A 20,228-nucleotide genomic window follows, 5' to 3' on the forward strand; every position below is an offset into this window, starting at 1 on the left:
GTCACGGACAGAAACTCGGCTTCGTGCCGTTGATTTCGGCACAGGCCTGATTTCGCTGCCGAGTGAGTTCGTCGATTCGGTCGTTGCGCTGTTCGACCTGATCTTCGAGGCTGGCCACCTCGTCGTTCAGGTCATCCACGTCCTCTTGGAGTTGGTCGCGCTCCTCGCGGAGGTCCTGATTCTCGGATTCGAGGCTGTTGACCTCGCTCTGGAGGTTCTGATTGCGGTCTTCGAGGGTTTCGACCCGGCCTTCGAGTTCCTGCACTCGGTCTTGGGCCGCCTGCAGGTCCTGTTGTGTCGAGGCGAGTTCCTCCTCGGTCGACTCCAGTTGGCCCTCGGTCTCTTCGAGGTTTTCAGACACCTGCCCCACGTCGCTCCGGGTGGTTTCGAGGCTCTCGTTCAGCTCGCGCAGTCGCTCGCGCGCCTGCTGGAGGTCCTGCCGGGTCTGCTGGAGGTCCGAGCGAAGCTGTTGGTTCTGCTGTCGCAGGTCGCTGTTCTCGGCGTCGAGTTCCTCGACCGACTCTTGGTAGTAGAGCGTTGCGCCGGCGGTGCCCGCGACGGACACGCAGACGAGGAGGGCGAGGGCGAGGTTAATCGACCGACCGATGAGGCTCATGGGAGACCACTCTCTCTTCGCGTACGACCGTTGTACACTTGAAGCCGCCGGACGACCACCTCAGCGACGAAGAGGAGGAGCGCCGCGACGAGGAACGCCCAGTCCCATATCTGGCGCACGTCGCGGACGCGCGTCGACTGCTGGCGGGCGAACTCGGCGATTTGGGCGGCCTGTCCGCGCTCGAACTGCTGGCCGCCCGTCGACCGCACGGCTTCGGTGAGCGTCGTCGACGTCCCGAAGCCGGCGTACTCCGGATGGGGGTTGGCGGCGTATGTCGCCCCAGCGGCGCTCTTGAATCCCGTCTCGGTCGGCGTCACCTGCGCCCGGTAGACGCCGTCGTCCACGGCGCTGAACGAGAGGTCGGAGCCACTCGGCGGGCTGTTGCCCCGATAGATGACGGTCGTCGGCTGGCCGACGCGGGTGTCGCCCACGTCGGTTACGCCCGTGGCCTTGCGCTCGGGGTCGCCGATGGCGTAGTTGACGGACTTCGAGACGAGTAGGGAGTCGGGCTGTTGGAGCAGTCCGTCGAGGCCGCCGTCGGGCCCGTAGGTGGTGATGGTGGCGACCCGGCCCAGTCCGTATCGCCACGAGGCGACGGCGGGCGTGCCGTCCGAGGTGGCGACGAGGAAGTCCGCGCCGGGGCGCATCGACACGTCGTTGACGCTGCCGGGGTCGGATTCGAGGGTGACGCCGCTGGTGATGAAGTGATTCGAATCGACGATGGTGAGGCCCTCGCCTTGGAACTGCCGGCTGGCGCCGCCGAAGAGCAGACGCAGGCGGTCCGTCTCGTCGGCGCGGAAGTAGTTGCCGCCGGACTCGCTGGCGATGCGCCGGAGGACGTTCTCGTTGACGTTTCGCCCGGCGCCGACGGCGACGACGCGAATCCCCTGCCGGCCGAGCGTACTCGCGACCACTCTCGACCGACTCTCCGTGTCGGCGCCGTCGCTGACGAGGATTATCGTCCCGCGCTGGCCGCCGAGCATCTCCGCGGCGCCCTGTAGGCCGTTGGCGATGTTGGTGGCGCCGCCGGCCTGTAGCCGCCGGATTCGGTCCTCGACGGTGTTCCGGTTCTCGCTCAGCGGCGCGGGGTCGACGACGCTGTAGGCCTGCTGATTGAAGCCGACGACGCCGACGGTGTTCTCGTCGTCGAGTTGCGAGAGGGCGTCGAGGGCGATGGCCTTCTGGACCTGCATTCCCGTTCCCGCACTGCCGGAGACGTCGATGAGCATGACGATACGCGCGCTGCCGGGGGTCGACTCCCCGAAGGTGACCGGAAGCGTCGCGGCGATGGAGGAGTTGGCGTAGCCGCCGTTCTCGAAGCTGTTCGGCCCGCCGGCCACCAGCAGGCCCCCGCCGTCGATGACGAACCGCTGGAGTTCGTCCACGTTGCCGATGTCGTCGGCCGCCACGTTCTGCACCACGACGGCGTAGTAGGGGTCGAGATTCTCCGGCACCGACTGAGCCGTCTCGACGTCGTACAGTTGGGTCAGATACGGCTGGAGGGAGTAGTTACCCCGCGAGACGTACAGAATCTGCGGTTGCTCGACGACGCGAACCGTCTTCAGCGCCCGGTCGTTCTCGGGATAGATGTCGCTCCCGCCGATTTCGGCGGTCAGTTCGTGGTCGCCCGTTTCCTCGAACGTGTGGCTCACGGAGACGCTCCCCTCACCGTCGGCGATGCGCTCGGTGGCGACCGTCTGGCCGTCGATTTCGACGGTCACGTCGACCGGGTTGGTCGCTTGCACGCCCTCGACCTGCACCAGAAACCGGCTCTCGACGCCGACGCTGGCTTTGCTCGGCCCGGAGACGGTGACGTGGCGCTCCGTCCGCGTCGGCGGCGGCGAAACGGTGCTGATGGTGGCGTTGAGCGACCGAGCGTACTCCGTCGTCTCGGTCAGGCTCTGCCCGCCCGTCACTTGGCCGTCGGAGACGACGACGACCGACCCGTTCTCGCGGAGGTTGGCGGCGATGCCGTCGCCGACGCGAGAGTTCGTCCCCTGTCCGATGGTCGATGTCGTGACCGGGACGCCCTCGCGTTCGATGTCGGCCGCGAGCCCTTCAGTATCGACCGGCGACACCGCCATGCTGTCAGAGCGGTCCACGAGTAGGGACACCGAGGGGTCGCCCCGCGTCTCCATCGTGACGACGGTGTAGGGGCCCGCGGCGGCGACGACGAGCAACACCGCAATCGTCACGCGCGAGGCGAGCAGGAGGCGTCGACTCCGCGTCGACGCCGTCCCCCGAACCCGGTAGCGGACGAGCAGGACCAGTACGGCGACGACGACGGGCAGCGCCAGCAGTACGAGCGGGCTCTCGACGCCGACGACGGCGTCGCCGAGCGTCGTCTGCACCGACTGGAGTGGCACGGACATCACAGGTCACCCCGGCGACGGAGGTAGGCGAGTTCGCCCACGGCGAGGACCAGCCCCGCGAGCGCGACGAACGGCGTCAGCGGCCGGGGCACCTGCCTATCTTCCTCGCGGACGGTGGCTCCCGTCCCGTCGGTGCGGTCGGCGAGCGACTGGGCGGCGACGTCTGACTCGGCTTCGCTGTACAGGGAGACGCCGACGCGACGGCTGGGCGTGGTGTAAAAGCCCGTCCGGTCGAGGGGGACGACCTGTGCGGTGACGGCGCCGTCGGGCGTCTCGATGCGCGTCTCGTCGCCGAGTTGGAGTCGCGTTCCCGTCTCTCGGTTCAGCGACGGGAGCGGTTCGCGCCCCGCGAGATAGAAGGTCGCCCGCTTCCAGAAGACGGGGTACTGGTAGTTGAACCGGAAGGGGTCGTCGTCGACGACGTAGCCGTAGTGGAGGACGCGCCCGGCGCCGCGGGTCTGGGTGGCGACGAGCGGCGTTCCGTTCGCGGTGGTCACGAGGGGCGTGCCGGCCTGTAGCGTCCCCTGCTGGTAGCGCTCGGGCGGCGGGAAGTCGATGCCGCGGGTGAGTTCGTCGGTCGCCACCCGGCCGATGGAGGGGTTGGTGCCGACGCCCGACGGTGACAGGAGCCGAAGGTCGCCGAGGGCGCTCGGCGACGACGGCTGGGCGAGGACGCCGACGCCGCCCCCGGATTCGATGAGGTCACGGCCGGCCTCGACGTTCCCGCGGAGGAGTCGCTCGGGGTCGAGGTTGCTGTAGAGGATGACGTCGTAGTCGTCTTCGACCGTCGTCGGCGGTTCGTCGACGGTCAGTTGCACCTCGTCGACGACCGAGAGCGCGGCGACCAGATACCGGTTCCGGTCGTTGGTAAGCAAGAGAACGTCGACCGTCGGGTCCGCGGGCGCGGCCACGAACGCCGTGTCGTCGGTCGGAAAGTCGTCACCGGGCGAGAGTCGCGCCTCCCCGCCGCCACCGGGCACGCGGAGCGTCACGCGCTTGATGTCGCCGGGACCGAGCGTGACCGAGCGCTGCTGGTCGCCCAGCGACACCGTCCGGCTGACCTGCCGAGTCCCGAAGTTCTTCACCGAGAGCGTCACCTCGCGCCCCGAGAACGACCGGTCGACGATGCCGACGTTGTTCGCGCCCCCGTCCGAGAACTGCCGGAGGTCGACGACGAGGCCGCGGGCGCGGGCGGATTGGACCGAGTCGGACCATCCCGTGTCGTCCGCGAAGTCGCTGAGGACGACGATGCGGGCGTTCTCGCCCGCGATGGACGCGGCCTGTGCGATAGCGGCGCCGAGGTCTGCGGGCGCGTCGGTGACGGCGAGGCCGTCGAGCGTTTGGGCCACCTCGTCGCGCCCACCCGAGCGGAGGGCGATGCGGCTGTCGCTCCCGGCGAAGACGACGGAGTTGGTTCCGGTCGTCACCTCGCGGGCCGTCGCCTGCGCGGCGTCGAAGCGGGTTCCGTCGCCCGTCTCGACGCCCATGCTCGCGCTCCCGTCGAGGACGATGACCGTCTCCTCGACGGTCTGGCTCTCGGAGACGGTGACGTAGGGGCCGGCAAGCGCCATGGCGAGGGCGACGACGACGAGCAGTTGCAGTATCAGGAGGAGGCTCCGGCGAATCCGTTCGAGCAGGGGGTTCGACGCGTCGCGCTCGTCGTCTTCGAGGAGGAGGCGGAGCGTCGGGAGTTCGACGCGGCGGGGGTCGGGCTGGACCAGATAGAGGACCACGATGGGGACCACGCCGAGCAGGGCGACCAACCCCAGCGGCGTGAGAAAAGCGTCGGAGAGGGCCATGTCCGTGTCTCGGTGGCGTCCCGTATCTCTTTTTCGCCGGTGCCGTGGGGTTAGACACCGACCGGTGTCTCCATCGTTCGACACGGATACTGACGCGTAGGCAAACCCTTTTACTGAGGCTACCCACCCTCCAGTATGGACACTAAACGGGAGCTAGTCGATTTGCTTCTCGAGGACGCTCGCGAGGACACGGAGACAATCGCCCGACAGCTCGGCCGGTCACAGGAAGAGGTCGAGGAGATGCTCTCGGACCTCGAAGACGACGGGTCGATTCTCGGCTATCAGGCCGTCGTCGACTGGAGCAAAGTCGACGAGGACCACGTCACCGCCGAGGTCGAACTCAATCTCGAACTCGACCGCGACACGACGTACGCGGAAGTCGCGCGCCGAATCACGAAGTTCGACGAGGTCACAGCTCTGCATCTCGTCTCCGGTGACTACGACTTCGACGTGACCGTCGAATCCGAGTCGATGCGTGCCGTCTCCATGTTCGTCTCCGAGCAGATTGCGCCTATCCCCGAAGTGACTCAGACGGTGACCCACTTCGTCATGAAGACCTACAAGAACCGCGGCATGGAGTTCACCGAGCGCGACGACGACGACCGGCTCTCAGTCTCGCCATGAAGCTGTCGGACCGAGCAGAGGCCACGCCGCCGTCCGGCATTCGTCGGTTCTTCGAACTCGCCGAGGAGATGGACGACGTCATCTCGCTGGGCGTGGGCGAACCCGACTTCAGCGCGCCGTGGAAGGCCCGCGCGGCCGCCATCCACTCGCTGGAGCGGGGGCGCACTTCCTACACCACCAACCGCGGGATGTACGACCTCCGGTCGGCCATCTCGGAGCACGTCACGCGCTACGACCTCGATTATGGGCCGGAAGAGGAGATTCTGGTGACGACCGGCGCCAGCGAAGCGGTCGACCTCGCGCTGCGAGCGGTCGTCGACCCCGGCGACGCCGTCGCCATCCAGTCGCCGGCGTACATCTCCTACGGTCCCGGCGTGCGATTCTCGGGTGGCGAACCCCTGCCCGTCTCCACGCGCGCGGAAAACGATTTCGTGCTCACGTACGACGACTTGGAACGGGCCGGCGCCGCCGACGCCGAGGTGCTGATGATGTGTTACCCCAACAACCCGACGGGGGCGACGGCGACTGCCGACGAACTCGCTGAAATCGCGGAGTTCGCCCGCGAACACGACCTGACGGTGCTCTCCGACGAAATCTACGCGGGACTGACCTATCAGGGCGAGCATACGTCCATCTCGACGATGCCCGGGATGCGAAAGCGGACCATCGTCTTCAACGGCTTCTCGAAGGCCTACGCCATGACGGGGCTTCGACTCGGGTACGCACTCGGGCCGAGCGAGGCCATCGACGCGATGAACCGCATCCACCAGTACACGATGCTCTCGGCGCCGACGACGGCCCAGTACGCCGCGCTCGAAGCCCTGCAGTCGTGTGACGACGACGTGACCGAGATGCGAAAGCAGTACGACCGCCGCCGGCGCTTCGTCATCTCGCGGTTCCGGGACATGGGCCTCGACTGCTTCGAGGCGACTGGCGCGTTCTACGCCTTCCCCGAGGCGCCGTACGACGACGAGCAGTTCGCGGAGGACCTGCTCCACGACAAGGGCGTGGCGCTGGTTCCCGGTCGAGTCTTCGGCGAGGAAGGCTACGGCCACCTCCGTGTCTCCTACGCGACGGGTATGTCGGAGCTAAAGGAGGCGCTAAACCGCATCGAGGCGTTCTTGGAGGAGCGCTGAGCGCCGACTCGGCCCGCTCCGAATATTACCGTTGATTCTTCGATAAGAAGTATTATTTGTAGGCGTTCCCTTCGGACTGTTGATGCTTGCGGGTGGCGGGATGGGACCTGACGACGACGGTGTTAGCTTCGCTCACGCCTTGGCAACGCTGAAAGAACAGGGGAGTGCGCTCCTCGTCGTTGGCTCGGTCCCCGAGGAGTTGTTCGCGGACGCGTCAGCGACGATGCTGGGCGACCCCGCCGCGGACCCGCCGCGGCGACGACTCGTCGTGACGCCGGAGCCGAATCGCGTCGACGCGGTTCGTCGGCTCCGCGAAACCGGGCCGCTCTCCTCCGAGTACGCCCGACTCGTCACGCGCGGCGAGTCGGCACGGTCGGCGGCGACGGCCGACCACTCGCTCGACCAAGTCACCCCACGGACTCACGTCATCGACGGCTCGATTCGCGAACTCGGCGCCACCATCGCGGAGGTCATCGACGAGTTCGACCTGTTCGCTGGCGGCCTCGCGCCCGCCGAGTTCCGCATGGCCTTCGACTGCCTGCCGACGCTGTTGTCGACGTACGGGCGCGAGGCGGCCTTTCGCTTCCTACATGTCACCATCGCGCAGGCGCGAGCCGTCTCCGGACTCGTCCACTTTCGGCTCCCGCGAACGCTCGATTCGGAGGTCGTCAGGCTGTTTCGACCGCTGTTCGACGCGACGGTCGAACTCCGCCTCGAAGGGGGTGGTCTCGACCAGCGATGGCACTTCCGCGACCGCGACCTGACCTCGGACTGGCTTCCAATCGAGCGCTCGGCTCACGAGAAGTGACGACAAACCAACAATATGCTTTTGTGGACAACGACTGACGTACACGCACGATGAGTCGGACCGAGCGGTCGTCGGCGGGCCGCTCCGAAACGGAGCAGGACACGCTCGAAGTGGCCTTTTCCCCACTGGACGACGAACCGGGGCTGATGGTGTCGGACCTGATAGAGCGCAATCAGTTCCGACTGTTCACCGACCGCCCCGTTTCGCCGACGCCGGTCGACCCCGACGGGCATCGCTTCCCCGTCGACGCCGCGGTGGCGGTCGATACGGCCTCGATTACGCTCCCGACGGTCGTCTCGGTCTACGTTCGCGACGAGGCGGGCACCATGCTCGCCGAGACGGAGCACTCCGCCCACGAGGAGTTCCCTCACGGGCAGTACAGCCTCGAACTCTGTGGCCCCATCAAGATGTATCTCCGGGTCGAGGGACCGGTCACCGTCACGTCAGACGTGACCCGAACGCACATCGAGTTCGACGGCGTTCGGGAGGTTCGCGTCGGCGCCCGGTCCCACCACGAGGGGCCGGCGGCGACGCTCACCACGACGGAGGACCCGCTGGACGTGATGACCGCCGTCAGCGAGTTCTCCTCGGCGCTGAAGACGACGTCGCCGGAGCGGTCGTATCCGACGCTCCGGGGACATCCGCCGCTGGTCGAACTCGGGGACGACGTACACGTACCCGACGGTGTGTCCTCGCCCGAGACGGGCGTCAGACTCGAACTCCCGCCGGACCACGAGTCGATATACGTCGCCGCACCGCTCGCGTACTACGTCGCCGCGGACATCGTCCCCAGCGACCGGCCGCGGCTGGTGACCGACGACGGGTTCGAACACGATTTGGACACGGTGCGTGGCTTCGAGACGGAAGTCGAACGCGTCCTCAAGCAGACCTTCTTCCTCGATTGTGTGACGCGGACGGAGGGGTACTACTCGGTCGACCTGCACGAACGCGCGGCCATCGAGTCGTCGCTCGACCTCGATTTCGCGTGGCTGTACGACCAGCCACTCGCGACCCAGTTGGCGGAGTATCTCTCCGTCCCGTTCGGTGCCGTCGAGGACGAACTCCCCGAGTGGCGACTCACCTCGCACGTCGCGCCCGACCCGGAGAACGTCGAACTCCTCCCCTTTGTCACCAACGACCTCGCCGTCGTGCGGACGCCACAGAGCCAGCCGGAGCCGAGTTCGGCGGTGCAGACGACGGCCGCGAACGAGTTCTTCCGCGATTCCTCGTTCACCCGGAGCGCGGCCGCCGACGGCGCCGCGCGCTCCTACGTCCAGCCGGAGGCGACGGACTCGCTCGAACAGTCGTGGGTCGGCGAGGGCGCCCCCATCGGCGCGAGCAAGGCCACCACCAACGCCTTCTACAACCGGCTGGACCGAACGCCCGCCGACGGCGACATCGGCATCACCGTCGTCTGTAACGACGCCCAGATGGCCGACGAGCGAGACGTGGTCGACGAGGTGTACGGCTCCCGCGACGAACTTCCCTTCGACGTCCAAGTTCAGCACGACCTGACGCGGCGAGAACTCCGCGAGGTGCTCTCGGCGGAGGCGGACCTCCTCCACTACATCGGCCACATCGACGGCGAGGGGTTCGAATGCGCCGACGGCAAACTCGACGCGACGACGCTTCGGGCCGCCGGACCGGACGCCTTCCTGCTCAACGCCTGCCAGTCCTACGAGCAGGGGTCGGCGCTCATCGACGCCGGCGCCATCGCCGGTATCGTCACGCTGTCGGACGTCATCAACAGCGGCGCGGTCCGGATGGGCCGAATGCTTGCCCGCCTCCTCAACCGAGGCTTCACCGTCGGAAGCGCGCTGGAAGTCGCCCGCGACGACTCCGTCATCGGCGACCAGTACACCATCATCGGCGACAGTAGCCTGTCGCTGGCCCGGACGGACGGCAGTCCGCCGAACGTCTGCGTGGTGCGGCGCTGTGGCGGTGACCGATACGAACTCGACTGGCAGACCCACCCCTCGACCCGCGTCGGGATGGGGAGTATGGTGATGCCGTGGATTGACGACGAAGAGCAGTACCACCTCTGGTCGGGGACGTCCAAGACGTTCGAGATGAGCCGCGAGGAGTTACAGCGGTTCCTCTCGCTGGAGACGGTGCCGGTGAAAATCGACGGGTCGTTGGTCTGGAGCGACGAACTCGACTTCTCGAAACTTTAGGGACCTGAGACGGCGCCGCCGTTGCCGTCGGCGGTGTAGGGACCTGAGACGGCGCCACCGTTGCCATCTGCGTTGTAGGGTCCAGAGACGGCGCCACCGTTGCCATCAGCGTTGTAGGGGCCAGAGACGGCGCCACCGTTGCCATCAGCGTTGTAGGGGCCGGAGACAGCGCCGCCGTTGCCATCAGCGTTGTAGGGGCCGGAAACAGCGCCGCCGTTGCCGTCGGCGGTGTAGGGGCCAGAGACTGCGCCGCCGTTACCCGCTGCCTGCGTTTCTTCAGAATCCGTTGCCATCGTGCCGCGTTCGCTTTCGGACATTGCACTCGAACGGTCGCGCGATGGCGAAATATAATTTTTCGAGAATATCTGATAGTTAATATAATCAATTAAAGCAATCGTACAATGACATAAAATGGTGCGAACGGAGCCCCGCTGCTGGAGGGTGGTACGGAGCGGGGGTTACTCGTCGTCGGACTGGTCGCGGTCGAGGTCCCGGTAGATGAGCGTGAGGGCGTCGGTGTCGAGATTCGAAAGCTGGTCGTCGAGGCTCGCCCGCAGTTCCTCGAGGTCGGAGAGCAGTTGCTGGTAGTTCTCGTCGTCTTCGAGTTCGGAGGCGTCTTTCTCGGTTTCGAGCAACGCCTTCTTCGAGGCCAGCGAGAAGAGTTCCCTGATGCCGTCGTCGTACTCCTCGCGGATACAGAGGTTCTCGACCATCTCGACGAGGTCCGTTTCGGAGATGGGCTTGACCAGATAGTCGTCGAACGGCATGTCGACGATGTCGGTGTCTGGCTCGACGGCCGTCACCATCGCGACTCGGCAGTCGAGGTTGCGCTCTCGGATGCGTTCGAGCACCTCGTCGCCCGAGAGGTCCGGCATTCGCCGGTCGAGCAACACGATGTCGACATCGTCGTCCAGTTTGTCGAGGGCTGCTCGCCCGTCGTACGCCGTTCGGACCCGGTACGACTTGGCGAGCCACATCTGATAGAGCTCGGATAGGTCACGTTCGTCTTCGACGACGAGAACGAGCGGGGACTCGTCGCTCATGCGTACCCCCGAGGGGTCGTGCGACCACTCACGGTCGCTTATCTGTCACGCGACTATATCAAAATATCCCTTGCAGCGGCGCGGTGCCGGGGAGTTACTCCTGCGGGCTGTAGTTCGGCGCCTCGTCCGTAATCATCACGTCGTGTGGGTGGCCCTCGGTCTGACCGGCGGCGGACACCCGAACGAACCGGGAGCGCTCTTTGAACTCCGGAATCGTCGCGGCGCCGACATAGCCCATGCCGGATTTCATGCCGCCGACGAGTTGGTGGAGTTCGGAGGCCAGCGTGCCCTTGTACGGCGTCGCCGCCTCGACGCCCTCGGGGACGAAGCCCTCGTCCTCGTCCTCGTCTTTGAGGTAGCGGTCGCCGCCACCGGAGCGCATTGCACCGACGGAGCCCATGCCACGGTACTGCTTGTACTTCTTGCCGTTCATGGTGATGACGCGGCCCGGCGCCTCGTCCGTCCCCGCGAAGTACGAGCCGAGCATGACCGCGTCCGCGCCCGCGGCGATGGCCTTGATGGCGTCGCCGGAGTAGCGAATACCACCGTCGGCGATGACCGGCACGTCCTGTTTCGTGGCCACGTCCGCAACCTCAGACACCGCCGTAATCTGGGGCATCCCCGCGCCCGTGACGACTCGGGTCGTACAGATGGAGCCGGGACCGATGCCGACTTTCACGCCGTCGGCGAAGTCGACGACGGCCTTCGCGGCCTCTCGGGTCCCGATGTTGCCGACGACCACGTCGGCGTCGACTGCCTCGCTAATCTCGCGCGCGCTGTCGATTACGTTCCGGTTGTGTGCGTGTGCGCAGTCGATAAAGAGCACGTCCGCACCGGCCTCGTCGGCGGCCCGCGCGCGGCCGTCCTCGAACGGGCCGACAGCGACGCCGATTCGGAGCGCGCCGTCCTCGTCGCGCGCCGCGTTCTCGTGTTCGCGGCGCTGGAGGATGCCCTGCATCGTCACCAGCCCGACGAGTCGGTCGTCGTCGTCGACGATGGGGACGCGCTCGATTTTGTGGTCGTACATGAGTTCGAGCGCGTCACGCGCCGTGACGCCCTCGCCGGCGGTGATGACCTCGTCGGTCATCGCTTTCCGCACCTCGTCGGATTCGCCGACTTCGAGATACGGCCGGATGTCGGTGCCGGAGATGATGCCGAGGACCGTGTCGTCGTCGTCGACGACGGGGGCGCCGCTGACGCCCTCCCGTTCCATCATCTCGTCGACTTCGCGGACGGTCTGGCCCGGCCCGGCCGTCACGACGTCCTCTCGCCGGATGACGAGTTCGTCCGCTCGCTTCACGCGTTCTATCTCCACGACCATCTCCTCGTCGGTCATGTTGCGGTGGAGGACGCCGAGTCCGCCGTTGCGGGCCATCGCGATGGCGAGGTCACTTTCGGTGACCGTGTCCATCGCCGCCGAGAGCACGGGAATGTTGAGACTGACGCTCGTCGACACCTGCGTCGACACGTCGGCCTCGTCGGGTTCGACGTGGCTCTCCATCGGTCGCAACAGGACGTCGTCGAACGTCAGCGACTCCGGTACGCGCAGTTTCTCCGAGAAGGGTCCGCTATCGGGAACGTCGTTCGCCATGTAAACCGTCGTCTCGCCGCCCGGAAAAACGTTCCGAGATTGGGCGTCCCGCGGTCGGGAATATCGCCCCGATTCGGCGGCGTGAGCCCGTCTGTGGCCGTGTGTCCACCTCCCACGCAACGTTTAATAGTTCTGTAACCCAATCTACGACCATGGCTTCGAAGCGTTCCATCGCCACGCCCAGTGCCGTTCGGACGAGTTTCGTCTCGAACTCCGGCATTTCCTTTACAGGGCTGGCCTCCGGCAAGCGCTTCGGAACCGGCGGCAACGTCGTCGACGCGGGCAGGTCGAGGACGTTACACCACCGTTCGGCCGATGGGTACGGCCGCTAGCGTGGCATGAGCGTTTCACAGCACCCGGTCGCACTCCGCCTCGAGCAACAGGTGGGCGGTGCGACCAAGCTCCTCGCCACGGTGATGTTGCTCCCGCTCATCGACGGCATCTTCCCGGCGCTGATTCTCGCGGGCGCGCTCACCTACCCGTTCGGCATCATCGAAACCGGCCTGCTCATCTTCGGTGGCTCGGCCACCGTCGCCGTCGTCCTCGCGGAGATGGACGGCACGCCACGCGAGCGGATGCGCACCATCGCGCTCCTGAGCCTCGTGTTGCTCCCCGCCGCCGCCATCGAGGCGGCGCTGGCACCCACCCTCGGGAGCCTCATCGACATGGCCGTCTTCCAGCGCTTCGCCGGACTGGTCATCCTGACCGTCGCGGCCAAGACGGCGAGCGCCCGCGTCGGCGAGTATCTCCCGCGTCCGGCGCTCATCATCGGCCTCGGCCTCGTCGCCAGCCTCCAGCCCGCAGGGACCTCCGTGACCTTCGTCGCCGACTCCGGTCTGGTCCTCCGCGGCGTCGCCGCGGCGGGGGTCGGCGTCGGGTTCGCGATGCTCGTCGCGGCGCTCGGCCCGTACCTGCAGGAGTCGGTCGACCTCGACCTGTTCCGCTTCGGGAGCGCCGTCGCCCTCGGGATGCTCGCGCTCTCGGTTCTCGGGCTGATGCCGACCGACGCCCCCGTCGCGCTCGGTGTCCTCTGTGTGACGGCGGTGTTCTCGTTCGACCCGAGTTCGGGCGAGGAGGCCGACGACGAAGGCGTGGCGGAGCGCGACACCGACGCCGAGGAGCGCGACGTCGAGGACAACGACTCGGAGGAGGGTGACGTCGTCACCGACGACGACGCCGACGAGGGCCGCCCCTCGCCGTTCCCCATCGAAGACGAGTCGCGCGCCCCGTGGCTATAGAGAACTCCGGATTTTTACCGGCGGACGATAATGGACATCCATGAGCGACCGCATACGGGCTCACGTCTTCGTCTCGGGGCGAGTCCAAGGCGTCTACTATCGGGCGAATACGCGTGACGCGGCACGGGCACGGAACGTCGACGGCTGGGTTCGGAACTTGGAGGACGGCCGCGTCGAGGCCGTCTTCGAGGGGCCAGAGTCCGCCGTCGAGGAGATGGTCGAGTGGTGTCACACCGGCAGTCCCGCCGCAACCGTCGACGACGTCGACGTGAACTACGAGGACCCGCAGGGCGAGTCGGAGTTCGTCGTCCGTCGATGACTGCACGCCGACGGTGACCTCGCTCGTCGAACGCGTCGTCGCTCTCGTCTGTCTCGTCGGCCTCGCCGTCACGCTCGGCTCGGGGTATCTCATCGTCCGCGGCCCGTTTCTGGGCGAACCGATGCTCGAACCGCGGTCGCTACTCGTCGCACTCGGCGTGTTCATCGTCGGCGTCGCCGTCGCGGCGTGGGGCGGGACGCGCTACGCGCGCCTCTAACGGTCGTCGGCGCGGTGCCCCGCAGAGATAGGATGGAAGACAGCGGCGACGACGGCGGCGCCCGCCTCGTCCTCGACGACGTGGTCGACGACCTGCGTCCCGCGCTCGCCCGTCCAGTTCCAGTCGCGGAGGCGGCGCGCATCGGCGAGGTTCGCTTCCAGCAACTCCTCGCAGGCGTCGACGGTCGGCGCCTCGTTCTCCATGAAGACGCCGCCCTCGTCGGCCAGTTCCCAGCCGAGTCCGGCGGCGATTCGGTCGCCGGACTCGGTGGACGTGTTCGACGCGAGTACCGCCGCGACGAGGTCACCGGTCGTCCACCGGCCGGGTTCGAGTTCGCCGACGCAGTCGACCGTCGCGCCCTCGGGGACGATAGAGGAGAGTTCGACCAGATTGTAGTTGTGGACGTTCGCTTCGCTCAGCGCGGCGTCGAACGCGCCGAGTTCCGTCGTCGCCGTCCCCGTCCCCCAGACCAGTTCAACTGGCACGCTCGCCTCCGGGGCCAACGACGGCGTCGAATCGACTCATCGCTCGCGCTTCGCCGCTGGCGTTCTTAGGGCTTACTACTCGGCGAGTGTCGACGCCGAGCGACGACGGGCGAACCGTCCGACCTCCGCCCGTTTCGACCCCGGGTTTTATCGGCTGGTAGACAGACCTACCACATCGACCATGCAGGACTACCTCATCCTCCGCGAACTCGACGAGCCAATCAGTCGTGCTGACCTCGACGCCGCCGCCGAGAAATCGGGCGAGGCGCTCGAAGCCCTCCGCGGTGAAGGCGTCGACATCCGCTGGGTCGACTCCGAGGTGCTGACGAACGACGACGGCGACGTGACGGGGACGTTCTGTCACTATCAGGCCGAGAGCGAGGACGCGGTGCGCGAACACGCCGACCGGGCGGGACTGCCCGCCACTCGCATCGACCGACAGGGCGAACCGCTCGCCGGCGAGGACTGAGCGACCGCACGCGGCGCTCACCGGCGAAAGACATCCTTCAAGTCCCCCCACGACCAACCCTCGGGCGAAATATGTCCGAGTGCGTCGAATGCGGGGCCGACGTGACCCTGCACGAGGATCTGGAAGTGGGAGAGATCGTCGACTGTGGGACCTGCGGCGCCGAACTCGAAGTCATCGGCGTCGACCCCGTCGAACTGGACGCCGCCCCCGAACTCGAAGAGGACTGGGGCGAGTAACGCGGTCACCGTTTTTTCCGTCGTCCTCGTGCCGGCGAGCCACGGCCCTACCGCTCTCCGGTCGACGCCGATAAAAGACCTCCCGCAGGCGTTCGAGGCTCGAAAGTACCCCTACCGTCGACCCCCGATGGCCTGCGTCTCATTACGTAGCGCGGCCCCGAATGGCATATATCTTGTGTCAGACGCAGGTCTGACACCGGCGTTCGACCGGGTGAACGGGCCGAAGCCGCTGTCTCGGTGCGCTCTCGCGGCCGGAATAAAGAGTTTTGCCGGGGTCGTGCGTACCCCGCTCTATGACCGAGTACACCGTCGAGTTCGTCGGCACCGGCGAGACGATTCAGGTGCCCGAGACGCGGACCATCCTGTCGGCCTGTCTCGAGGCCGGCATCGCACAGGAGTACTCCTGTCGCGTCGGGATGTGTCTCGCCTGCTCCGCCGAAATCGTCGAGGGCGAGGTGGTTCAGCCCGCCGCTCACGCCCTCACCGAGTCGGAGGCGGAGTCGTACGCCCTGACCTGCATGGCCCGCCCGAAGTCCGACCTCAAACTCGACCGCGGAAAGTACCCCCCGAGCATCGAGGACGCCGACGCGGGGGCCGCCCCCGCCGCCGACGACTGACGGCCCCATGGACGCCGCTGCCCTCCGTGCGTCGCTCGAAGCCGACTACGCCGACGCGCTCGACCGACTCGGCTCGCCCGACCTGCTTCTCGCGCTCTCCGGCGGCGACCCCGACCCGACGGCGCTCCTCGTTGCCGCCGCGGACAGCGAGTACGCCGCCCGCGAGACGTTTCGCGAGTGGGCCGCCGACACCGACGACGCGACGCTTCGCGAGACGTTCGAGGCCGTCGCGGAACAGGAGGCTGACCACTGCCGCCGGGTTCGTGACGAGATTCCTGACGCCGCCAGCCACGACCCCGAGCGCTCCGGGCCGATGCACGCCTACCTCCGCGGCCGGAGCGACCCGATTCAGCGCATCGCCGGCGGGATGGTGGGGCGGACCCTCGTCAGCCTCCGCACTCACGCCCGCCTCATCCAGTTCTTCGAGGGACGGGATTCGGGCGACCGAGCGGCGCTCTTCCGTGACCTGCGCGCGGAGACGGAAACGTGTCTCGACGACGGCCTCGCGACGCTCGACGCGCGGGCCGACGGCGACGACTGGGCGGCCGCCGAGGCCGTCGCTGGCTACACGATTACGCTGGCGGCCGACGACCTCGACGACGCGCTCCGCGACCTGTGACCCTCAGGAGTACCGGCGCACGTCCGGTGGCTCGTCGCCGGCGTCGAGCGTCGACGCGCGGTAGGCGTAAGCGAGCGTCGACGCCGTGAACAGCCCCACGACGACCGTCAGCCAGAGGCGCGGCGACCCAAAGAGCGGGAGGTTCAGCCAGACGGCGGCGAGGATGCCGACCGAGAGTGCCGATAGCCCGAGGAAAAACTGCGTCCACGGCGGTTGCTCGTCGTCGACGGCTTCGAGATAGAGGTCTATCTCGTCGGCGGTGTCGGTGGCGGCGACGCGGCCGCTCTCGGGGTCGAACGCTATCAGCCCCTGCCGTTCGAGTTTGGGCAGGTGTGACTGCTGGAGTGCGGTGTAGACCCGCTTTCGCTCCGACGGCGTCACGTCTTCGACGGGGCAGTCGTTCTCCCACGCGGCCACCCGTTCTGACAGGGAGCCAATCGTCGTCGACTCGTCGTTCAACAGCGCGTACAGCGCGTATCGACGCCGGCGATTCGACAGCACATCGAACACTTCCTGCTCAGTCGGCGTGCGACGGTCGCTCCCCCCGATGGCCGTCTCGTCGCCGCTTCCCTGCGATTTTCCCCGCTGTGCGCTCATCTATACTGCTTGGTACGCCGCACAGTAGACGCTTAAGTGCCGCGGCCGAATTATCCGCAGTGATACGCACTCGGCCGAGAACCACAAGACACGAGGTAGTCGACGCCATGTATCTCGTATGAGCAACTATCTCGTCGCCATGGAGGCGGCTTGGTTGGTTCGTGACGTAGAAGACGTAGACGACGCCATCGGCGTCGCGGTCAGCGAGGCCGGCAAGCGCCTCAACGACCAGGACAAGGAGTACGTCGAAGTCGAGGTGGGCGTCACCCCCTGTCCGGCCTGTGGCGAGCCGTTCGACTCGGCCTTCATCGCCGCCAACACGGCACTCGTCGGTCTCCTCCTCGAAATCGAGGTGTTCAACGCCGACGGCGAGAACCACGCTACCCGCATCGCGAAAAGCGAAGTCGGCGGTGCCCTCCGTGACGTCCCGCTCTCGGTCATCGAAGTCGTCCAGACCGAAGAAGAGGAGGACTGAGGCGCCCTGAGCGGTCGCCGCCTCACTCCTCGCGGGACTTCAGCCACTCGTCGAGCAAGTCTCTGATTGCCGCGTCGCGATTGTCGCGGTGGTCGGCGAACGCGATGTCGTCGACTTCTGCCAGCGTTTCCGCATCCAACTCGACGGTCACAGTCTCCATCTCCGACAACCCGTCTCCCTCGTTCATACTGCTGTGACACGGAGGAGGTCTACAAATAGTTCCGTCAGACGACCGTCCGGCGCGCGTGTGACTCGTTAGTAGAAGTCCGATTTCGGCCCGTGAAACGGTGACGCCTCGTCGACGCGTTGAATCTTCGACGGCTCTCGGTGGCGGACGATGACCACGTCGTACGCGTCGTCGGCAGCGACTGTCTCGCCGACGCTACTCAGCGACGAGACGAGGCGACCGGCGTTCTCGCTCCCGACGAACACCATCGACGCGTCTGCCGTCCGGGCTTGCTCCCGGAGCTGACTGGCTATCGTGCCCGGCGTCGCCCGTCGTCCCACCACCTCGTATCGGAACTCCGCGCTCGGGGCCTGCGCCGCCACGTCCTCGTGGAGCCGTCCCACGACCGTTTCGAGGTCGAACTCCTCACCGGGGTCGAGCCAGTCTCGCTCGCGAGCGTAGGACGCGTTCTTCTCCGGAATCACGCTCACCGCGATGATTCGCTCGTCCAGCACCGTGCCGAACTCGATGGCCCGAACCAGCGCCGTTTCGGCCAGCTCCGACCCGTCGAACGGAACGACGAACGTCATACCCACACGGAGGGCGCCGCCGATAGTAAGCCCTCGGACCGAAGCGGCTTTGTCGCCGGCCCGCCGCCGGCCTGACGTGACCCGACTCGCCCCCCACCACTTCGGCGTGACTGTCGCCGACTTGGACCGCGCCGTCGACTTCTACCGAGACACGTTCGACTTCGACGACCCCGAACGCTTCACCGTCTCCGGCGACGCGTTCTCCGACGCCGTCGACGTCGATGGCGCCACGGGACGATTCGCCCATTTCGTCCTCGACGGCGCCCGAATCGAACTCGTGGAGTACGACCCCGCGGGCGACGACGTGCCCGAGTCGACGGTGAACCAGCCCGGCGCGACCCACCTCGGACTCGCTGTCGACGACCTAGACGCCTTCTACGCCGACCTCGACCCGAGTGTCACGACGCTGAGCGAGCCCCGAACCACCGAAAGCGGGACGCGCATCTGCTTCGTTCGCGACCCGGACGGGAATCTGGTCGAGGTACTGGAGACGTGAGCGACCGGCCACCCGCCACGGCGTGACTACGCGGCGAAGAACAGAACCGCGTATCCGAGGATGGCCGCGAGGATGACGAAAATCATGATGTAGTCGAACAGCCCTTCGGGCGTCGTGGTGGATGGGAGGTGCATACGCCGCCCTACAACGGCATGGTTCAAGACTGTGGCGCTTCCGGGGGGCCAACAGAGATAACCGTCCGCCCCGCGAGTCTTCCATCGAATGTCCTTCACGCGACGAAGTGTCCTCGCGGCGGCCGCACTCGCGCAGGCGGGCCTGCTCGGCGGGTGTCTCGGCGGCGGCGACGCGGACCCGACGCCGACCGAGAGCGGAGCGACTGACGGTGCGACGGCGACGGCGACTGGGACATCGACCGAAACGCAGACCCCGACGGCGACGGCGACGGCGACGCCGGTTGCCGACGCCGAACTCGCCGCCGCGACGACGAGCATCATTGAGGAGTACGAGTGGTTCCGGGACGACTACGACAGCGCGATGACGCAGTTTCGCGTCACCGTCGGCTCCGTCTACGACACGCTCTCCCAGATTCAGAACGCGTCGGAGCGAACGCAGGAGGACGTGACGGCGTTTCGCGAGGCGTCGACCGACCTCGCTGAGTTCGTCCAGTCGACGCTCACCCCTCACTTCGCCGTCGCCGCCGCGCTTCGCATCGGCGACAACGTGTACGTCCGTGACTTCGAGCGCGCCGTCAATCGCGACGACCAAGAGATGCAGGAGACGGTCCTCTCGCGCGCGAAATCGTTCTATCAGCGGGTGCGCTCCAGCGGCTACGTCGCCAACGAGTTCTCGCGGCGCCCGGCCCACGACGCGCTGTACCAGATGCTGATTCCGAGTGGGGCAAGCGACCGCATCGTCGCGCTCATCGGCGACGAGTTCACGACGTGGGCTCACCCCGACCAGACCGAGGCCACCGACGGCGACGGCGTCGACCAACACGTCCACGAGTTCCCGAGCGGCTACCGGGTGTACACGCACGCCCACAGCCACCCGCCGGGGCACTCGACCGACGACCACACGAACGAACCCCCGTTGAACGAACTCTACGCCTACGGCGACGACGGCGTCGCGATTCTCGAAGACGGCGCCTCGTGGCGCGAGCGTCTCGACGACTTCGAACCCACGCTCACGGGGCTGTTCGCCCCGCTCGAATCCGACGGTCGAACCATCGGCCTCACCCTCTTTCTCGGTAGCATCGGCCCCGACTTCGGGTCGGCACCCGTCTACGTCGAGGGGTTCGAGAGCGTCGACGCCGCACAGGCCGCCGTCGAGAACGACGCCATCGGCGTCGAGGGCACGACGACTCTCGCCGGCCAAGAGTGGGAGCGTATCTTCTACGACGCCGCGGACACGACCATCTACGCCTACCGCCTCCGCGCGGGGTCGACCGTCGTGTCCGCGCTCCCAGCCGACGTGGCGTGGGAGCGGCGTCGCAACCCCGAGGCGTATCTGACGGGGACTTGGCTGGCCGGGAACTGAGTTCTGCCGCCGCTGGCACCTTTTATAAACTGACGGTCTGTGAC

At 67.0% G+C, this 20,228-nt stretch carries 25 protein-coding genes; 15 read left to right on the top strand and 10 right to left on the bottom strand.

Going from position 1 to position 20,228, the window contains the following annotated elements:
* Nucleotide 1: 1 nt before the first annotated feature.
* From ACQUSQ_RS00685 to ACQUSQ_RS00695, 3 genes are read right to left on the bottom strand one after another with little or no spacing between them, the layout of a single operon-like run.
* Nucleotides 2–616: a chromosome partitioning protein gene (locus ACQUSQ_RS00685; RefSeq protein ID WP_435066561.1), complete on the bottom strand. Its 615-nt coding sequence runs from the start codon at nt 614–616 to the stop codon at nt 2–4.
* The gene (locus ACQUSQ_RS00690; RefSeq protein ID WP_435066562.1) at nt 613–2,988 is read right to left on the bottom strand and encodes a VWA domain-containing protein; all 2,376 of its coding nucleotides are present in this window, start codon (nt 2,986–2,988) and stop codon (nt 613–615) included. Before ACQUSQ_RS00690 ends, ACQUSQ_RS00685 begins: the two co-directional genes overlap by 4 nt.
* The gene (locus ACQUSQ_RS00695; protein WP_435066563.1) at nt 2,988–4,787 is read right to left on the bottom strand and encodes a DUF7408 domain-containing protein; all 1,800 of its coding nucleotides are present in this window, start codon (nt 4,785–4,787) and stop codon (nt 2,988–2,990) included. Before ACQUSQ_RS00695 ends, ACQUSQ_RS00690 begins: the two co-directional genes overlap by 1 nt.
* Nucleotides 4,788–4,922: 135 nt before the next feature.
* Here ACQUSQ_RS00695 and ACQUSQ_RS00700 point away from each other — a divergent pair, with 135 nt between their 5' ends.
* The 4 genes from ACQUSQ_RS00700 (at nt 4,923) to ACQUSQ_RS00715 (ending at nt 9,529) form a co-directional block, all read left to right on the top strand.
* Nucleotides 4,923–5,411 (top strand): Lrp/AsnC family transcriptional regulator, encoded by a 489-nt coding sequence (locus ACQUSQ_RS00700; protein WP_435066565.1) that lies wholly within the window; start codon nt 4,923–4,925, stop codon nt 5,409–5,411.
* Entirely contained in the window at nt 5,408–6,547 is a 1,140-nt protein-coding gene (locus ACQUSQ_RS00705) for a pyridoxal phosphate-dependent aminotransferase (protein ID WP_435066566.1), read from the top strand. The genes ACQUSQ_RS00700 and ACQUSQ_RS00705 overlap by 4 nt, the downstream gene beginning before the upstream one ends.
* 82 nt (nt 6,548–6,629) lie before the next feature.
* On the top strand, nt 6,630–7,355 hold the full coding sequence (locus ACQUSQ_RS00710) for a DUF7504 family protein (RefSeq protein WP_435066567.1): 726 nt from the start codon (nt 6,630–6,632) through the stop codon (nt 7,353–7,355).
* Between the two features lie 50 nt (nt 7,356–7,405).
* The gene (locus ACQUSQ_RS00715) at nt 7,406–9,529 is read left to right on the top strand and encodes a hypothetical protein (RefSeq protein ID WP_435066568.1); all 2,124 of its coding nucleotides are present in this window, start codon (nt 7,406–7,408) and stop codon (nt 9,527–9,529) included.
* Here the strand turns inward: ACQUSQ_RS00715 and ACQUSQ_RS00720 are convergent.
* The 3 genes from ACQUSQ_RS00720 to guaB all read right to left on the bottom strand — a co-directional run bounded on the left by ACQUSQ_RS00720 (nt 9,526) and on the right by guaB (nt 12,163).
* Nucleotides 9,526–9,846: a hypothetical protein gene (locus ACQUSQ_RS00720; RefSeq protein WP_435066569.1), complete on the bottom strand. Its 321-nt coding sequence runs from the start codon at nt 9,844–9,846 to the stop codon at nt 9,526–9,528. The genes ACQUSQ_RS00715 and ACQUSQ_RS00720 overlap by 4 nt on opposite strands.
* A gap of 141 nt (nt 9,847–9,987) precedes the next feature.
* On the bottom strand, nt 9,988–10,572 hold the full coding sequence (locus ACQUSQ_RS00725) for a HalX domain-containing protein (RefSeq protein WP_435066570.1): 585 nt from the start codon (nt 10,570–10,572) through the stop codon (nt 9,988–9,990).
* A gap of 94 nt (nt 10,573–10,666) precedes the next feature.
* A complete protein-coding gene (gene guaB, locus ACQUSQ_RS00730) occupies nt 10,667–12,163 on the bottom strand; it encodes an IMP dehydrogenase (RefSeq protein WP_435066571.1) in 1,497 nt (498 codons plus the stop codon).
* 152 nt (nt 12,164–12,315) lie between these two features.
* On the opposite strand from guaB, the gene ACQUSQ_RS00735 reads away from it, so the two are divergent.
* From ACQUSQ_RS00735 to ACQUSQ_RS00750, 4 genes are read left to right on the top strand one after another with little or no spacing between them, the layout of a single operon-like run.
* A complete protein-coding gene (locus ACQUSQ_RS00735) occupies nt 12,316–12,495 on the top strand; it encodes a hypothetical protein (RefSeq protein ID WP_435066572.1) in 180 nt (59 codons plus the stop codon).
* Nucleotides 12,496–12,501: 6 nt separating this feature from the next.
* On the top strand, nt 12,502–13,401 hold the full coding sequence (locus tag ACQUSQ_RS00740; RefSeq protein ID WP_435066573.1) for a DUF5794 domain-containing protein: 900 nt from the start codon (nt 12,502–12,504) through the stop codon (nt 13,399–13,401).
* A gap of 40 nt (nt 13,402–13,441) precedes the next feature.
* Nucleotides 13,442–13,720: an acylphosphatase gene (locus tag ACQUSQ_RS00745; protein ID WP_435066574.1), complete on the top strand. Its 279-nt coding sequence runs from the start codon at nt 13,442–13,444 to the stop codon at nt 13,718–13,720.
* Between the two features lie 13 nt (nt 13,721–13,733).
* Complete coding sequence (locus ACQUSQ_RS00750) at nt 13,734–13,937, top strand: hypothetical protein (RefSeq protein WP_435066575.1); 204 nt, start codon at nt 13,734–13,736, stop codon at nt 13,935–13,937.
* On the opposite strand, the gene ACQUSQ_RS00755 is transcribed toward ACQUSQ_RS00750, so the two are convergent.
* A complete protein-coding gene (locus tag ACQUSQ_RS00755) occupies nt 13,934–14,422 on the bottom strand; it encodes a pyruvoyl-dependent arginine decarboxylase (RefSeq protein WP_435066576.1) in 489 nt (162 codons plus the stop codon). The two genes, ACQUSQ_RS00750 and ACQUSQ_RS00755, sit on opposite strands and share 4 nt — an antisense overlap.
* 181 nt (nt 14,423–14,603) lie before the next feature.
* Here ACQUSQ_RS00755 and ACQUSQ_RS00760 point away from each other — a divergent pair, with 181 nt between their 5' ends.
* The 4 genes from ACQUSQ_RS00760 (at nt 14,604) to ACQUSQ_RS00775 (ending at nt 16,363) form a co-directional block, all read left to right on the top strand.
* Complete coding sequence (locus tag ACQUSQ_RS00760; protein ID WP_435066577.1) at nt 14,604–14,891, top strand: DUF4242 domain-containing protein; 288 nt, start codon at nt 14,604–14,606, stop codon at nt 14,889–14,891.
* Between the two features lie 71 nt (nt 14,892–14,962).
* Entirely contained in the window at nt 14,963–15,127 is a 165-nt protein-coding gene (gene lysW, locus ACQUSQ_RS00765) for a lysine biosynthesis protein LysW (RefSeq protein WP_435066578.1), read from the top strand.
* Between the two features lie 293 nt (nt 15,128–15,420).
* The gene (locus ACQUSQ_RS00770) at nt 15,421–15,744 is read left to right on the top strand and encodes a 2Fe-2S iron-sulfur cluster-binding protein (protein ID WP_435066579.1); all 324 of its coding nucleotides are present in this window, start codon (nt 15,421–15,423) and stop codon (nt 15,742–15,744) included.
* Between the two features lie 7 nt (nt 15,745–15,751).
* A complete protein-coding gene (locus ACQUSQ_RS00775; RefSeq protein ID WP_435066580.1) occupies nt 15,752–16,363 on the top strand; it encodes a rubrerythrin family protein in 612 nt (203 codons plus the stop codon).
* A 3-nt stretch (nt 16,364–16,366) separates the two neighbouring features.
* Here ACQUSQ_RS00775 and ACQUSQ_RS00780 read toward each other — a convergent pair whose 3' ends face one another.
* Entirely contained in the window at nt 16,367–16,960 is a 594-nt protein-coding gene (locus tag ACQUSQ_RS00780) for a DUF7344 domain-containing protein (protein WP_435066581.1), read from the bottom strand.
* A 118-nt stretch (nt 16,961–17,078) separates the two neighbouring features.
* Here ACQUSQ_RS00780 and ACQUSQ_RS00785 point away from each other — a divergent pair, with 118 nt between their 5' ends.
* Complete coding sequence (locus ACQUSQ_RS00785; RefSeq protein WP_435066582.1) at nt 17,079–17,435, top strand: DUF555 domain-containing protein; 357 nt, start codon at nt 17,079–17,081, stop codon at nt 17,433–17,435.
* A 22-nt stretch (nt 17,436–17,457) separates the two neighbouring features.
* Here the strand turns inward: ACQUSQ_RS00785 and ACQUSQ_RS00790 are convergent, their stop codons facing one another.
* Nucleotides 17,458–17,622, bottom strand: a complete 165-nt coding sequence (locus ACQUSQ_RS00790; protein WP_435066583.1) for a ribbon-helix-helix protein, CopG family — start codon at nt 17,620–17,622, stop codon at nt 17,458–17,460.
* Nucleotides 17,623–17,690: 68 nt separating this feature from the next.
* Nucleotides 17,691–18,191, bottom strand: coding sequence for a universal stress protein (locus tag ACQUSQ_RS00795; RefSeq protein WP_435066584.1), 501 nt, complete (start codon nt 18,189–18,191; stop codon nt 17,691–17,693).
* Nucleotides 18,192–18,267: 76 nt separating this feature from the next.
* On the opposite strand from ACQUSQ_RS00795, the gene ACQUSQ_RS00800 reads away from it, so the two are divergent.
* Both ACQUSQ_RS00800 and ACQUSQ_RS00805 read left to right on the top strand, forming a co-directional pair.
* The gene (locus ACQUSQ_RS00800) at nt 18,268–18,687 is read left to right on the top strand and encodes a VOC family protein (RefSeq protein ID WP_435066585.1); all 420 of its coding nucleotides are present in this window, start codon (nt 18,268–18,270) and stop codon (nt 18,685–18,687) included.
* 222 nt (nt 18,688–18,909) lie between these two features.
* Nucleotides 18,910–20,184: a hypothetical protein gene (locus tag ACQUSQ_RS00805; protein ID WP_435066586.1), complete on the top strand. Its 1,275-nt coding sequence runs from the start codon at nt 18,910–18,912 to the stop codon at nt 20,182–20,184.
* Nucleotides 20,185–20,228: the final 44 nt, after the last annotated feature.

Source organism: Haloplanus sp. C73 (genome assembly GCF_051195115.1).
GTDB lineage: Archaea > Halobacteriota > Halobacteria > Halobacteriales > Haloferacaceae > Haloplanus.

Coding starts and splice junctions, on each gene's coding strand:
- ACQUSQ_RS00700 (WP_435066565.1), top strand. CDS start 4,923: ATGGACACTAAACGGGAGCTAGTCGATTTGCTTCTCGAGGACGCTCGC.
- ACQUSQ_RS00775 (WP_435066580.1), top strand. CDS start 15,752: ATGGACGCCGCTGCCCTCCGTGCGTCGCTCGAAGCCGACTACGCCGAC.
- ACQUSQ_RS00710 (WP_435066567.1), top strand. CDS start 6,630: ATGCTTGCGGGTGGCGGGATGGGACCTGACGACGACGGTGTTAGCTTC.
- ACQUSQ_RS00785 (WP_435066582.1), top strand. CDS start 17,079: ATGAGCAACTATCTCGTCGCCATGGAGGCGGCTTGGTTGGTTCGTGAC.
- ACQUSQ_RS00805 (WP_435066586.1), top strand. CDS start 18,910: ATGTCCTTCACGCGACGAAGTGTCCTCGCGGCGGCCGCACTCGCGCAG.
- ACQUSQ_RS00745 (WP_435066574.1), top strand. CDS start 13,442: ATGAGCGACCGCATACGGGCTCACGTCTTCGTCTCGGGGCGAGTCCAA.
- ACQUSQ_RS00715 (WP_435066568.1), top strand. CDS start 7,406: ATGAGTCGGACCGAGCGGTCGTCGGCGGGCCGCTCCGAAACGGAGCAG.
- lysW (WP_435066578.1), top strand. CDS start 14,963: ATGTCCGAGTGCGTCGAATGCGGGGCCGACGTGACCCTGCACGAGGAT.
- ACQUSQ_RS00740 (WP_435066573.1), top strand. CDS start 12,502: ATGAGCGTTTCACAGCACCCGGTCGCACTCCGCCTCGAGCAACAGGTG.
- ACQUSQ_RS00705 (WP_435066566.1), top strand. CDS start 5,408: ATGAAGCTGTCGGACCGAGCAGAGGCCACGCCGCCGTCCGGCATTCGT.
- ACQUSQ_RS00695 (WP_435066563.1), bottom strand. CDS start 4,787: ATGGCCCTCTCCGACGCTTTTCTCACGCCGCTGGGGTTGGTCGCCCTG.
- ACQUSQ_RS00795 (WP_435066584.1), bottom strand. CDS start 18,191: ATGACGTTCGTCGTTCCGTTCGACGGGTCGGAGCTGGCCGAAACGGCG.
- ACQUSQ_RS00735 (WP_435066572.1), top strand. CDS start 12,316: ATGGCTTCGAAGCGTTCCATCGCCACGCCCAGTGCCGTTCGGACGAGT.
- ACQUSQ_RS00720 (WP_435066569.1), bottom strand. CDS start 9,846: ATGTCCGAAAGCGAACGCGGCACGATGGCAACGGATTCTGAAGAAACG.
- ACQUSQ_RS00760 (WP_435066577.1), top strand. CDS start 14,604: ATGCAGGACTACCTCATCCTCCGCGAACTCGACGAGCCAATCAGTCGT.
- ACQUSQ_RS00780 (WP_435066581.1), bottom strand. CDS start 16,960: ATGAGCGCACAGCGGGGAAAATCGCAGGGAAGCGGCGACGAGACGGCC.
- ACQUSQ_RS00770 (WP_435066579.1), top strand. CDS start 15,421: ATGACCGAGTACACCGTCGAGTTCGTCGGCACCGGCGAGACGATTCAG.
- ACQUSQ_RS00790 (WP_435066583.1), bottom strand. CDS start 17,622: ATGAACGAGGGAGACGGGTTGTCGGAGATGGAGACTGTGACCGTCGAG.
- ACQUSQ_RS00685 (WP_435066561.1), bottom strand. CDS start 616: ATGAGCCTCATCGGTCGGTCGATTAACCTCGCCCTCGCCCTCCTCGTC.
- guaB (WP_435066571.1), bottom strand. CDS start 12,163: ATGGCGAACGACGTTCCCGATAGCGGACCCTTCTCGGAGAAACTGCGC.
- ACQUSQ_RS00725 (WP_435066570.1), bottom strand. CDS start 10,572: ATGAGCGACGAGTCCCCGCTCGTTCTCGTCGTCGAAGACGAACGTGAC.
- ACQUSQ_RS00690 (WP_435066562.1), bottom strand. CDS start 2,988: ATGTCCGTGCCACTCCAGTCGGTGCAGACGACGCTCGGCGACGCCGTC.